Here is a 14,303-nt window from a genome sequence, read left to right on the forward strand (position 1 = left end):
CCCCGGCGATCCGCCGCGTCCCCGGGTGGATTACCCGCCATTTCCGCATCGTTCGCGTACCAAAAATCCTCTGCGCGCCTGCTTGTCGCCCCGGCGCGCCGCGCTAGAGTCGCGCAGGACAAGGGGTAACATCATGTATCGGCCAATTTTCTTCGCCTCGCTGCTCGCGGCCGGCTCTGTCGCTCATGCCGGGGACAAGCCGCTGTACGCGCCGGTGCCGGATTGGGTGAAGCCAGCGCCGCCGATCGACCCCGCCACGGTCAGGGACGATTCACCCGTCTTCCTGATCCTCGACAACCAGCAGCGTCTGAAGGACGGCGAGGTCACCGGCTATATGGAAACGGCCGCCCGCGTCGGCTCGACTCAGCTCCTCGACACGCTCGGCACGGTCAAGCTCCCCTGGTCGCCCGACAAGGGGGACCTGATCATCCACCGCGCGGAGATCATCCGCGGCACTGAGCATATCGATCTGCTCGCCACCGGGGATCGTTTCTCGGTGCTGCGCCGTGAGGAACAGCTCGAACAGCGCATGCTCAACGGCACGCTCACCGCGACCATGGCGGTCGAGGGGCTTCGCGTCGGCGACGTGCTGCACCTGAGCTATTCAGTCACGGAGAAGGACCCGACGCTGAAGGGCAATGTGCAGGCCTTTGCGGCGCTTCCCGCCGAGCCCTTCCGCGTCCAGTTCGCCCGGACCAGGCTGGTCTGGCCGCAAGACGTCGATATCCACTGGAAGGCCAATACCGGTGCCGTCCAGCCGCAGGTGACGACCGGCGGCGGCTATCGCGAGCTGGTCATCGCGTTGCCGCTGCCCAAGCCGGCCGAGATGCCCGCCGATGCCCCGGCGCGCTTCCGCCGCCCGCCGATGCTCGAGGCGACCAGCTTCGGCGGCTGGAACGCGATCTCGCAGGTGATGGCGCCGCTCTACGCGACTGATGGGCTGATCGCGCCGGGCAGCCCGCTCGCCGCCGAGGTCGCGCGGATCAAGGCCGCCGAGACTGATCCGCTGAAGCGGGCCGAGCTGGCGCTCGAACTGGTGCAGCAAAAGATACGCTATCTGTTCAAGGGCATGGATAACGGCAATTACGTGCCGCAGACGCCGGCCCAGACCTGGAACCTGCGCTACGGCGATTGCAAGGCGAAGACGCTGCTGCTGCTCGCGCTGCTCCACGAACTGGGGATCGAGGCCGAGCCGGTGCTCGCGAGCAGCCAGCTTGGCGATCTGCTGCAGGATCGGCTTCCGACCCCCGGCGCCTTCGACCATGTCTTCGTCCGTGCGACCGTCGCGGGGGAGAGCCTGTGGCTCGACGGCACTGACGGCGGCGCGCGGCTGGCCGATATCCATGATGCGCCGCCCTTCCGGTTCGTCCTCCCGGTGCGGGTGGCGGGCGCCGGGCTGTTGCCGGTGCCGATGCGTCCGGACGCCCGGCCTGAACTGCGCGCCGAGATCGATCTTGACGAGACGGCGGGGGTGGATTTCCCCGCGCCGTTCAGGATTGCGATCACGGTACGCGGGTCGCTCGCCGAGCTGTTCCGCGCGGGGTCGATCCAGGCCAGCAAGGAACAGCTTGCCGAGATGGCCACCAAGCTCATCACTCCCTATCTCGACGCGCCGACGGTCATGACGCGCAGCATCAGCTTCGACGATGTCGCCGGCACCGCGACGCTCAACGCGGCGGGCGTGTCCTATCCCGACTGGAACAAGGAGAATGAGCGCTATCGTTCGACGCTCGATCGCGCGGTCGCCCGGCTGAAATTCCAGCCGGATCGCACCCGGCCGGCATGGCGCGACATCCCGGTCGCGACGGATGATCCGCACCATTTCGTGATCCATGCCAGGATACGCCTGCCTGACGGCGGCACCGGCTTCACGCTTGAGGGCAACCAGACATTGTCGGCCGATCTGGCCGGCACCAAGGTGGAACGCACCACGAGCCTGGCCGATGGCGTGATCACCACCGAGGACCGCGTCCTGTCGACCGGCGGCGAAATCGCCGCCGCCGATATCGCCGCCGAGCGACAGCGGCTCGATCAGGCACGGCAGCATCTGCTGCGCGTGGTGGCCCCCGCGACCTATCCCGCGCCCTGGCAGGTCGTGGAGGCGGGCAAGAAGGCGAAACGGTTCGATGCGATCCTGGCGCAGTACAGGCAGGGGATCGCCGATCAGCCGGGCAAGGCGGAGCCCTATACCAACCGCGCCTGGTTCCTTGAACGGATCTATGAACGCGGCCAGGCGATCGAGGACCTGACCCGCGCCATCGCGATCGATCCGGGCGTTGACACCTATCTGACTCGCGCGCGGCTTTATGAGGAAATGGGCGACAAGGCGAAGGCGCTGGCGGATGTGGCTGCCGCCCGCAAGGTCGATCCGGCTTCGGGCGCCGCGATCAACCAGTTCGCGTCGCTCCTCGCCGACAATGGTGAGAAGGATCGCGCGCTGACCCTGCTCGATCAGCGGATCGACGAGGGCGGCAAGGACAAGCCCGGTTTCATCGCGGCAAAGGCGGAGATCCTGGGGGAGAGCGGCGACAAGGACGGGGCGATCGCGACGATCGACGCCGCCATCGCGGCGACGCCGGGCAGCCCCATGCTGCTCAACGCGCGCTGCTGGATGAAGGGCACGCTCAACGTGATGCTCGATACGGCGCTCAAGGATTGCACCAAGGCGATCGAGCTGAGCGATGCGCCCCAGTCGATCCTCGACAGCCGGGCGATGGTCTATTTCCGCATGAATCGCTTCGATGACGCGCTGGCCGATCTGAATGCCGCGCTCGATCTCGATCCGGGCCTGCCCGCCAGCATGTTCATGCGCGGCGTGGTGCGCAAGCGGATGGGCGATGCCAGGGCGGGCGAGGGGGATATCGCCGCGGCGCGGATGATGACGCCGCAGATCGATCGCACCTACGCGAAATACGGTATTGCGCCCTGATTTTCGTAAAATCGTGTTTCTACTTTGTAAACGGCCCCCGTGTTGGGAGAATTTTCACCAGCGACCACTAATTCTCACCAGCGATGCCTACGCCCGTCTTCCTTACCGTCGATACCGAGCTGATGTGGCGCCACCATATCGACGGGCTCGACCGCGCGGCGATCTATGATCGCTCGATGGAGCCCGCCGGGGTCGGCGTCAGCTACCAGCTCGGGATGCTCGCCCGGCACGGGCTCAAGGCGTGCTTCTTCGTCGATCCGATGCCGGCGCTGATCTTCGGGCTGGAGCCGACCCGGCGCGTGGTGGAGACGATCCTCGATGCCGGCCAGGAGGTGCAGCTTCACCTCCATCCGCACTGGACCGGCGCGAAGCTCGGCGATGGCGGGACCAGCTTCGGCCGGTTCGAGATGGTCGATTATTCGCGGAGCGAGCAATATGACCTCATCGTCGGCGCCACCGAATTGCTCGTCGCGGCCGGCGCGCCTGACCCGATCGCGTTCCGCGCCGGCAGCTACGGCGCGAACGACGATACGCTGCGCGCGCTCGCCTCGCTCGGCTTCCTGTACGACAGCAGCCACAACGGCGCGGAGCATCCCTGGCCAAGCGCGATCGGCTTGCCGCCGGGCCATATCTCGCCGGTCGAGCGCCACGGGCTGATCGAGGTGCCGGTGACGCTGATCGAGGATCGCCCCGGGGCGTTGCGCAACTTCCAGATCTGCGCCCTGTCGGCGGGAGAGCAGCGCGCCGCGCTCGAGCACGCCACGATGGAGGATCATGCGGCGGTGACGATCGTCAGCCATGGCTTCGAGCTCGCCAATCGTTCGGGCACGCGGGCCAACGCAGTCCATGTCCGCCGCTTCGAGGCGCTGTGCGCGCTGCTGGCTGAGTGGAGCGATCTCCTGCCCACCGCCCATTTCGCTGATCGTCCCGCCTTGCGCCTCGGCCGCAACGACGCCGCGCTGGGCCCCAACTCGCTCCGCACCCGCTGGCGCCAGGCCGAGCAGCTCTGGTCGAACATGGTCGAGGAGCGCGCCGCATGAACGCCGTGCCGATGCCGCTTCGTTTCCAGGTCGGCGCGCGCACGCTCGCCTCGATCCAGCGCCAGCTGGTCCGCGTGCCGCTGACGCTGGACGAGGCGCTGGGCGGCGGGCTGCCCGTGCTGCCGCCGCTCGACCGCAGCGCGCATGGCTATCAGATCACCTCGCTGCCGGAGGACCGTCGCGACGCCATGGCCCTTGCCGGCGGCGGCATGATCGCCTTTGTCAGGCAGCGCTACACGCGGCGCTATGCCGATCTGACCATCGGCTTCGACGCGTGGCTCGACGCCATGTCGTCCAACGCGCGTTCCGGCCTGAAGCGCAAGGCGAAGAAGGTCGCGGCCGTCTCGGGCGGCAAGCTCGATATCCGCCGCTTCCGCACGCCGGAGGAGATGGCGGCGTTCCACGACATCGCGCGGCGCATCTCGATACGCACCTATCAGGAAAAGCTGCTCGGCGACGGTCTGCCTGATGATTCGGCCTTCCTGCACTCGATGTATCAGCTCGCGGCGGCGGATTCGGTGCGCGGCTGGCTGCTGTACATCGCCGGGGAACCCGCGGCTTATCTCTATTGCTCGATCGGCAGCGGTGTCGTCCGCTACGATCATGTCGGCCATGATCCGGCCTTTTCCGATCTTTCCCCCGGCGGGGTCCTCCAGATGGAGGCGATGCGCGATCTTTTCGGGGAGATAGGGCTGACCCGCTTCGACTTCACCGAAGGGGACGGCCAGCACAAGCGCCAGTTCTCGACCGGCGGCGTCGAGTGCCTCGACATGCTCCTTCTCCGGGCGAGCCTCGCGAATCGGCTGACGACCATGGCGCTGGGCACGTTCGACCGGACCGCGGCGTTCGGCAAGGATGCCGTCGCGAGGCTGGGGTTGCAGAAAATCGCGAAGAAGATCCGGCGCGCCTGATTTCACCCTCTCCCCCTTCGGGAAGAGGGCGACTACACCCCGGGCATGCATCTTCGCGCCGAAGCCCTGGTCCTCGCGATCCGCCAGCATGGCGAACACGGTGCGATCGTGCGGGCGCTCACCGCCGACCACGGCCTGCAGCCCGGCTACGTCCGCGGCGGCCGGTCCCGCCACATCCGCCCGATCCTGCAACCGGCGAATCTCGTGCTAGGCGAATGGCGCTCCCGCACCGAGGACCAGCTCGCCGGCCTCACCGTCGAGCTCGTTCACAGCCGTGCCCCGCTCTTTGCCGAGCCGCTGCCCGCCGCCGCGCTCGAATGGGTGACCGCGCTGACCGCAACCGCCTTGCCCGAGGCACAGCCCTATCCGCGCCTCCACGCCGCGCTCGATGGCGTGATCGGCGCGATCGAGGCGGCGCCCGCAGCGCGTGGCTGGGCGGTGGCGCTTGCCCGTTACGAACTGCTGCTGCTCGCCGAGCTTGGCTACGGGCTGGAGCCGGATCGCCTGCCTGATATCCTGCGCACCGGCGGGGAGGCCGACTGGGCGGATATCCTGGCCGCGCTCCGCCTCACCGGCCAGGCACTGGAGAGCGATATCCTCACCGATCGCCGTGCGGAAACGCTCGCCGCGCGAGGGCGGCTGATCGACCGCCTCAAAAGGGCAGTTGCGTGATCCTCGGCTGGGCGGCAAAGGCGGCCCACTCCGTTCGCCCCGCGCCTGGGGTGTCCTTCCCGCTGTCGAAGAAGAGCGGAGCTTCGACTGGCCCAGCCCGAATGGATTCCTCTTGCCCCTGATTGCAATCCTGCCCGGAGACGGCATCGGCCCCGAAGTCACCGCGGAGGCGCGGCGCGTGCTCGAGGCGCTCGATCTCGGCCTGTCCTTTGAGGAAGGCCTGGTTGGCGGAGCAGCCTATCACGCCACTGGTCATCCGTTGCCGCCCGAGACGCTGGATCTCGCGAAGCGCGCTGATGCGATCCTGTTCGGATCGGTTGGCGATCCGTCCTGCGACAATCTCGAACGCGGCCTGCGCCCCGAACAGGCAATCCTCGGCCTGCGCAAGGAACTGACGCTGTTCGCCAATCTGCGCCCCGCCAAGCTTTTCCCCGGCCTGGAGGACGCGTCCTCGTTGCGCCCCGAGATCGCGCGGAGGATCGACCTGCTGATCATCCGCGAGCTCAACGGCGACGTCTATTTCGGCGAAAAGGCCATACGCACCACGTCTGCGGGTCTGCGCGAAGGCTATGACATGATGAGCTATGACGAGAGCGAGGTCTCCCGCATCGCCCATTCCGGCTTCCAGGCGGCCCAGCGGCGTAGCGGGAAGCTCTGCTCGATCGACAAGGCCAATGTGCTCGAAACGTCGCAACTCTGGCGCGACGTGGTGATCGAGACGGCGAAGCACTATCCTGACGTCGCGCTCAGCCACATGCTGGTGGACAATGCAGCGATGCAACTGGTCCGCGATCCAGGCCAGTTCGATGTGATCGTCACCGGCAATCTTTTCGGCGACATCCTTTCCGACCTGGCGAGCATGTGCGTCGGCTCGATCGGGCTGCTGCCGTCTGCGGCGCTCGATGCGGCGGGCAAGGGCCTGTACGAGCCGATCCATGGCAGCGCGCCCGACATTGCCGGGCAGGGCAAGGCCAATCCGGCGGCCGCGATCCTGTCCGCGGCGATGATGCTGCGCTTCTCGCTGAACCAGCCGGAGGCCGCCGACCGGATCGAGGCTGCGGTCGCCACGGCGCTGGCGAACGGCGCACGCACCGCCGATCTCGGCGGGTCGCTCTCGACCCGCGACATGGCCGATGCGGTGCTGGCGGCGCTTGCATGAGCGGACCGTTGCTCGATCTCGCGATCGTCATTCCGACCTTCAACGAGGCGGGCAATGTGCCGCTGCTGATCGCCAAGCTCGACGCGGCGCTCAAGGGCCGTGTGTGGGAGGCGATCTTCGTCGACGACAACAGTCCGGACGGGACCGCCGCCGTCGCGCGCCAGATCGCCCGGCTCGACCAGCGCGTCCGGGTGATCCAGCGCATCGGGCGGCGCGGACTGTCCTCTGCCTGCATAGAGGGCATGTGCGCCACCGCCGCGCCGATCGTCGCGGTGATCGACGGCGATCTCCAGCACGACGAGACGATCCTGCCGACAATGCTCGATCGCCTGCTGGAGGACGAGAATCTCGATCTCGTCATCGGCTCGCGCTTCGTCCAGGGCGGCGGCACTGGCGACTGGGATCATGACCGTGTCGTCAAGTCGGCCTTCGCGACCAAGCTGTCGCGCCAGGTGCTGAAGGCCGACCTGAACGATCCAATGAGTGGCTTCTTCATGATCCGCACTCAGATCGTGCGCGACGCCACGCCGCATCTGTCGGCGATCGGTTTCAAGATCCTGCTCGACATCATGACGGCCAATCCTCGCCCGCTGAAGTTCGTGGAACTGCCCTATACCTTCCGCCTGCGTACCGAAGGCGAGAGCAAGCTCGATCACGTCGTCGCGATGGAATATCTCATCGCGATCTACGATCGGATGTTCGGGCGTGTCGTGCCGGTACGTTTCGCCATGTTCGCTGCGATCGGCGCGCTGGGCGCGGGCGTGCATTTCCTTGTACTGGGGCCGTTGTTCAAGGAACTAGCGTTCGGCTTTCTCGTCTCGACCATCATCGCGACGATCGTGGCGATGACCTTCAACTTCTTCCTCAACAACGCGCTGACCTACCGTGACGGTCGCCTCAAGGGCGCGAAGCAATTGTTCGAAGGCTGGGTATCATTCTGTGCGGTTTGCGGCGTCGGTGCGATTGCCAATGTCGGTGTCGCCGCCTTTCTGTACGATGCACGGTCGGACACCTGGGCCTTTTCGGCGCTGGCGGGGATCATGGTCGGAGCGGTCTGGAACTACGCTCTGTCGTCGCGATTCACATGGGGGCGTTACTAGGGGCTGGGCCCTTAGCGCGGGCGCGCCTCAGTGTATTGGCATGCACTTTTCTTCGAGTTGTATTTCACCTGCTGCGCAGGCAAGAGTCGATGAATGCGGGGCGTATCGGCACTTGTCTTCTTGAATGCCGCCCGTGCACGAATTGCTACGAATGGCATTCGCGGGCTGAGCCTGCGCTCGGTCGCGCAGGATGCGGGAACCTCGCTTGGCTCGCTCAACTACCGGATTGGCGACAAGGGGGCGCTGATCGCTCATCTCGTCGAGGAAGAGCGCCTGGAGCGTCGGGCAGTGCATGCGACATGGCTGGCGCGAGTGGCTGGGCTCGACCTGGGAGTGCCGGCGGTCCTGGCGGCAATCATCACGGCCTATCTCGACCAGACGGCGACGGTGCGGCGCGACGCTGCCCTGACCGGATGCGAACTGCTGCTCGAAGCGGGACTTGATCCGGCGGGCTATCCCGGCATTGCCAACCTCCTAGAGGAAGAAGAGGATTTCTGGAGCCGGGCGCTGGCCCGCCGACACGAGGCGAGAGCGATGGTGTTCGGCCGGGCGATCGCTTGTTATTGCCGGGATGAGCTGCCCTTCTCGATCGCGGCGGGACACGACCCCGATTATCGGCTGCTGCGCGCGGCGACGATCGGCCGGCTCGCCGCGGGGCTCGCGGGGAATGGGGATGGGCTTTCCCTGCATTTCGAAACACTCGTCGCCGCTTGCGGCATCAGTCCGGCAACCGCGCCCTTGCCGGTTGACCTCCCCGCCGGATCGAAAAAGGCCGAGCTGGCGGGATATATTGCCGATGTCATCGTCGATCAGGGGGCGGCGAGCGTCACCCACCGGCTGGTCGCCGCACAGGCCGGTGTTCCCAATTCGAGCGTGGCGCATCACTTTCGCACCCGGGACGATCTGCTCGATGCCGGCATGGAGGCACTGATCCTCGAAATGCGGCGCGAATTGAACGGGGCGGGAGAGCCGGATTCCGCCCGGCGGTACGGCCCGGCCGTCATCCGTACGACTCACTCAATCGCGCTGGCGGCGGCGCGAGATCAAGCGATGATCCCGTTCGCGCTCGATATGCGTCGGCGCCGCGCCGAGAACGTCCATGGGGCTGTCGGTGAGGCGATCGGTGGCGTGACGGGGCTTGACCGCGCGGCGAGCCAGACGGCTGTGCTGATATTGGTCGGGGCCGGGCTAGCCGCGCTGGCGTGCGGCCGCAGCGAGCAGGATGTCGTCACACTCGATCAGCTTGCCGCACTCCGAGCGGGTTTTGTGGCGTGCGACGGTAGCTGAGACGCGGGAACCGACGCCCGCGTTGACTGTCCCGCCGCTGGCGCCAATGAACGCGAAGGTCGCCGCCTCGCGGTTTTCGACAAGGTGATGATCCCGCCGGCAAGCCCGCAGGCAAGGGCGACCAGGAGGCCGAGCGACCAGAATTTGGCCGGATCGGCGTTGACGCTAGCGTCGCTGGCCCAAAGCCAGCCACCCACCAGGACGGCCGCGAGGCCAAGCGCGACCTTCATGCACATGGTGAACATACCGAATGCGGCGGTGAAGCCGGGTCTGTCGGCGGGAAGGCGGCGGTCGATCGTTTCGGTCAGCACTGCCCAGCTCAACAAGGCGACGCCGCCGCCGGCTACTCCGAACAGTATCAGCAGGAACACCACGCTAAGGCCGGCAGCACCGGCAAGCCAGGGCAGGAGCAACGCCGCTGCGCTGCTTGCGACATACGCCAGGCCCAGTGCCGTACGATTGCCGATCCGCAGCGCCACCGGCGACCAGATCCAGATCGAGCCGAGCCGCCCCGTCGTTGCGAGGAGAAGGGCCGCGGGGCCGATCCCACGGGCGACGAAATCGAGATGGAGCAACGCCTTTCCGGTCGCACCCAATCCGGCCAGCCCAAGCATCGTGGCGCCGCAATAGATCCAGAGCGCATGATTGCCGAAGGGGCCTGCTCTTTCGTCGATCGACAGCTTGTCGCGGCTTTCGCGGTCGGCCGCGAGCAGGAAGGGCAGGGGTGCCATCAGGACGAGCGCGGCGAGCGCGATCCCGCCGGCAAGCAGAGCCACCGTGGATCGGGCATTGTCGCTCGGGTTGAGCATGGCGACGCATACCAACCCGATGACGAGGGCTGCGCCAGCCGAACCGATCGCCCGGATCCGTGCCGCCCGCAGATGCTGTCCGTCCCCCGCGAGCAGGCGGGTGAGGCCGTTATGCGGCACGTCGGCGAGGCTGAAGCCGGTCCTGAACAGCAGGAGCAATCCCGCCACCCACCAGGCCGAGTGCTGCGCCGCCAGCGGCAGCACCGCGAAACCCAGTGCGCTGGCCAGGATCGCGGGCACCGACAGCAGCGGCATCCGGCGTCGCAGCCATGCCGACCGGTGCAGGGCTGCCCCGATCAGCCCGTCGCAGAGCGCGTTCCACAGGGCACTGGCGAGGAAGATCGCCCCCGCCAGCGCCGGTGGCAATGCGAGGAAACGCACCATGATGTAGAGGGTGAGCGCATCTTCGCCGGCCCAGAGCAAGCTCTTGCCGACATGGACGCAGCTATAGCCGAGCAGCATCGGCAAGCCGCGTGAACCGGGCATAACGGGCAAGGCCATGCCTGCGCCGTTATCGCCCGGTGATGACAGCCCGGCGACTCTCCCCGCGATGCGGCCGGTGGTTATTTCACCGCCGGCGCCACGCGCGCGACGCTCCCGCCGGGCAAGCGGATGACATAAGGCGTACCATAGGCGTTTCCGGCCTTCTCGAAATCGGTCGACACGACCTGCGCGCCGCTGGCGAAGGTGGCGTTGGCGCGGGTCATGTCGTTGACCTTGGCCTCATAGGTCTCGATGTCCGAGCGCGACCGCACAAGATAGCCCTTGCGGACCTCGTCGCTGATCTGGGCACCCCGCGCGAGCGCATTGTCGTCGAGGATGAAGGCGGCATAGGGCTGGCCCGGTTGCGAATCGAGAAAGGCGAGCCGGCCTTTCAGCCCTGGATGCCCGGCCAGATAGTCGGACGCGCCATCATGCCCGGTCGCGGTGATCAGCTGGAAGATGATCTTGCCCCGTGCCTGGCCCAGCGTCGACCAATGACCCGCCAGCACAGCCTGTTCCAGCGTAGGATAGTTCCCACGCACATCGTCCGGCGTGACCAGGCTGGCGCGGCCGATCACGTCGAGGATGGTGCGATCGATCTCGTCATAGGTCGCGGCAGTGAAGGGCGGCACCTTGGACGATCCGGGCAGGATCGGCATCGACTGCACCTTGGCCTCGATCATCACGAAAATCGGGACATGGCGGGGATGGGCGTCCGACCAGGCCTTGATCTCGGCCAGGCAGCCGCGAAAGGTCGGGCAGTGGCTGCGGAAGTCGATATCCGCCATGTGAAGCACCTTGATTCCCGGCGCTTTCATCGGCGCGGGATCGAACGGCAGCAGATCGGTGATGCCCTGTGCGCGGAGCAAGCGATAGGCGGCGGGATCGGCATAGGCGCCACCATCGGGATCGGCGTTGACGTCGATCTCGAGTCCACGCACGCCGAGGTCGAGCTGCTCGGTCAGGCTCGGATGGCGATAGCTCAGCGCTTCCGAGAAAGTCACGTCGTTGGGATGCGCGACCTGGAACTCAGCGCGCTTGTCCGCCGGCATCGCGGTCAGCAGCTTGCCCATCGAGGGCAGTCGCTGATCGAGCAGCGCGAGCACGCGCGGATCGACCCCGGCCGAATAGCTGTTGTGGGTCCCGACCACCTGGATTCGGTTGATCGGGGTCGATTCGGGTATCTCGCTCGCCTCGGGTTTTTGCTGTCCGGCGGCAGCGGCGGTGAGGGCAATGGTGGCGGTCGCCAGCACGGAGGCGAGGCGTAGGGAACGGCTGATCATGGGAAACATGCTCTCCTGAAGGCGCTGGCGGTCAGAATTTGACGTTGACGAATCCACCCACGGTCCGCCGCGCGGCGGGCGAGGTGTAGTGGAGCAGCCCGATCGCGCCGTAGATCTGCCAGCCGGTCGAGAAATAGGTGTCGAACAGGTTGCGGGCGTAGACGCCCACTTCGATCCCGTTCTTGTCACTGGCGAAGCTCAGGCGCGTATTGGCCAGGCCGTAGCCAGGCACGAACGAGTAGGATGGCTGGCCCACCACAGTCCAATAACTGCTGCGATAGGCATAATCGGCGTGGGCGCGGACACGCAGGTCGGACGAGATCGCCCGGTCGTAATCGGCCGCCGCTGTCGCCGACCATTCGGGCGAGTTGGGCAGTCGCGTGTTCGTGTAGTTGGTGGTCGCGTTATAGACATAGTCGGTGAAGTGGGCGTCGGTGTAGGTACCTGACGCGCTCAGGGAGAGCGACCGGCTCGGCTTGAGCGCGATTGACGCCTCGACGCCCTGGCTGCGCAGGCCGCCAGCATTGCCGATCGCGGTGGCGAGGAGGAAGCCGCCGCCGCCATCCGGCACCTTGGTGAGGATGGTCGCCTGGAAGTTGGTGAAGTCCGACCGGAAGATGTCGATGTTGAACCGCAGCCGGCGTCCGAACCATTCGGACTTGAGGCCGAATTCCCAGGCCTTCACCGTTTCCGGCAGATACGGATCATAATTGTTGCCGACAAAAGCGATCCCGGCTGGTTTGTAGCCGGTCGTGAAGGTGCCGTAGATCAACGCTTCGGGCGCGATCTGGAATTGGGGCGAGACACGGAACGAGAAATTGTCGCCCTTCACCCGGCCGAACGGATAGACCGGCGCCGCGCTGGTCGCGACGAAATTGGGGGTGAAGCCCGTGATCGGTGCCGGATCGGTATAGATGTACGACAGGCTCTGCGAGTTATTGTCGTGGGTGTAGCGTCCGCCCAGCGCGATCCGGAACTGTTTCGACAGATTGAGCTGCACCTGGCCGAACACCGCACCGGTCTCGTTCACTGACTTGAACAGCGAGGTGTTCCCACTCTTCCCGATCGCGCCGGTGAGGGCATAGAGCGTCTTGATCGGTACGCCGTTGGTGAAAACGGGCGCCCCAAGCGTCGCCCATTGCAGCTGGGTCTGGGTCGCTTCGAGCCGGTTGTAGAAGCCACCGAGCAGATAGGTGATCAGCCCACCCTCGGGCGAGGCGAGATGAATCTCCTGGCTAATCTTGTCCGTGTAGAGATGGCCGTAATTATACGGAATATAGGCATATTTATCGATCGGAGTCAGGTCGGCGGGCGTGTTGTTGTTGTAGAGGGTGGAGCGATAGGCGCTGATCGAGGTGAGGTCGTGGCTGCCGATCTTCGCATGGACCCGCACCGATGCGCCCCATTCCTCGGTCTCGATCTCACCGAACTGGCTGTCCGCGGTATCGGCGCTGCGCGGCCCGGGATAGACGCCAAGCGAATTCAGGATCGCAGTGACGGCGGCGGGCTGGCCCGACACGGGGGTGCGGACGCTGCTGTCCCAATGATGCGCATAGTCGCCCGACACGGTCACGTCGAAACCATCGCTGGGCTGAAGGAACAGCCGCGCCCGCCCGCCATATTCATGGGTCGAGCCGACCAGCCGGTTGAGCGTGACGTTGCGGCCGAAGCCGTCCTGGCCCTGATCGAACGCCGAGACGCGCAATGCCGCCATCTCGCCCAGCGGCAGGTTGACCGTCGCGTTGATGATCCGGTCGTTATACTGGCCATAGCTTGCGCTGCCGCGGAACGACGTGACGCCGAGTTGCGGCTGGGTGGTCGCGACCGAGATCACGCCCGAGGTCGCATTCTTGCCGAACAGCGTGCCCTGCGGGCCCATCAGCATGTCCACGTGGGCGATATCGACCATGCCGATCAGGCCGTTGGCCCGCTGTCCGTCCATCACCACATCGTCGACCACGACGCTGACCGACTTGGCGTTGGAGAAGTCGAACGAGGTGGTGCCGACGCCGCGAATCTGGAACGCTGCGCCCTGAGTCGGGTCATATTGCAGGCCCGGGGTCAGATATTGGAGATCGGTCACCGAGGTGTAGCCGGCGTTGGTGATCGCGTCGCCGGTGATCGTCTGGATCGCGACGGGCACGCGCTGGCTGTTCTCGCTGCGGCGCTGGGCAGTGACGACGATGTCGGGCAGCGCATCAGTCTCTTCGGCCGGGGTTGCGGCGGCATCGGCCAGCGCTGGGACGGAAGCGTCCGCCGTGGTTTCCGCGCTCGCAATGCCGGGTGACAGCATCGCGACGAGAAACGCGCCCGACGCCGCCGTGCAAAACAATCGTACGGTCGCCCTGGACTCGGTCACCATGGAAAATCCCCATCTGCTTCGTTGATGGGGAGGGCCTCTAGTGACGGGCTGTTACGGAATTAAGTCGAATGTATGGGAATTGGTAAGCAGAGTTTTTGCTTCATAAAAACGATTGTACCGTTATCCGAAGTGCTGAGTTGGACCGCTGAGACACGCCGGAAAACGATTGCGCGATAGCGATCCTGGCGGTGGCACGTTCGTCTGATGTAGTTGATTCCGCGCGCGGCCGAATACGGGCTGCATGCCGAAGGGCCTCGCAAAGATGCTG

At 66.0% G+C, this 14,303-nt stretch carries 10 protein-coding genes; 7 read left to right on the top strand and 3 right to left on the bottom strand.

Translation table 11 applies throughout. The features are described 5' to 3' along the window. The first annotated feature begins 133 nt into the window (after positions 1-133). The 7 genes from P0Y59_01960 (at position 134) to P0Y59_01990 (ending at position 9,098) form a co-directional block, all read left to right on the top strand. Positions 134-2,929: a DUF3857 domain-containing protein gene (locus tag P0Y59_01960; GenBank protein ID WEK00482.1), complete on the top strand. Its 2,796-nt coding sequence runs from the start codon at positions 134-136 to the stop codon at positions 2,927-2,929. A gap of 83 nt (positions 2,930-3,012) precedes the next feature. After that, positions 3,013-3,969, top strand: a complete 957-nt coding sequence (locus P0Y59_01965) for a polysaccharide deacetylase (protein WEK00483.1) — start codon at positions 3,013-3,015, stop codon at positions 3,967-3,969. Then, positions 3,966-4,880, top strand: coding sequence for a GNAT family N-acetyltransferase (locus tag P0Y59_01970; protein WEK00484.1), 915 nt, complete (start codon positions 3,966-3,968; stop codon positions 4,878-4,880). The genes P0Y59_01965 and P0Y59_01970 overlap by 4 nt, the downstream gene beginning before the upstream one ends. Positions 4,881-4,925: 45 nt before the next feature. Continuing rightward, positions 4,926-5,552 (top strand): recombination protein O N-terminal domain-containing protein, encoded by a 627-nt coding sequence (locus tag P0Y59_01975; protein ID WEK00485.1) that lies wholly within the window; start codon positions 4,926-4,928, stop codon positions 5,550-5,552. Between the two features lie 118 nt (positions 5,553-5,670). Continuing rightward, entirely contained in the window at positions 5,671-6,711 is a 1,041-nt protein-coding gene (gene leuB / locus P0Y59_01980) for a 3-isopropylmalate dehydrogenase (protein ID WEK02471.1), read from the top strand. Beyond that, a complete protein-coding gene (locus P0Y59_01985; GenBank protein WEK00486.1) occupies positions 6,708-7,811 on the top strand; it encodes a glycosyltransferase family 2 protein in 1,104 nt (367 codons plus the stop codon). Before leuB ends, P0Y59_01985 begins: the two co-directional genes overlap by 4 nt. Positions 7,812-7,904: 93 nt before the next feature. After that, entirely contained in the window at positions 7,905-9,098 is a 1,194-nt protein-coding gene (locus P0Y59_01990; protein ID WEK00487.1) for a TetR family transcriptional regulator, read from the top strand. Here P0Y59_01990 and P0Y59_01995 read toward each other — a convergent pair. From P0Y59_01995 to P0Y59_02005, 3 genes are all read right to left on the bottom strand, one after another. Further along, a complete protein-coding gene (locus P0Y59_01995; protein WEK00488.1) occupies positions 9,050-10,408 on the bottom strand; it encodes an MFS transporter in 1,359 nt (452 codons plus the stop codon). The genes P0Y59_01990 and P0Y59_01995 overlap by 49 nt on opposite strands. Before the next feature lie 62 nt (positions 10,409-10,470). Further along, a complete protein-coding gene (locus tag P0Y59_02000; GenBank protein ID WEK00489.1) occupies positions 10,471-11,673 on the bottom strand; it encodes a Ca2+-dependent phosphoinositide-specific phospholipase C in 1,203 nt (400 codons plus the stop codon). A gap of 31 nt (positions 11,674-11,704) precedes the next feature. Then, a complete protein-coding gene (locus P0Y59_02005) occupies positions 11,705-14,032 on the bottom strand; it encodes a TonB-dependent receptor (GenBank protein ID WEK00490.1) in 2,328 nt (775 codons plus the stop codon). Positions 14,033-14,303 lie beyond the last annotated feature (271 nt).

Origin of the sequence: Candidatus Sphingomonas phytovorans, assembly GCA_029202385.1 — a bacterium.
Taxonomy (GTDB): domain Bacteria; phylum Pseudomonadota; class Alphaproteobacteria; order Sphingomonadales; family Sphingomonadaceae; genus Sphingomonas; species Sphingomonas phytovorans.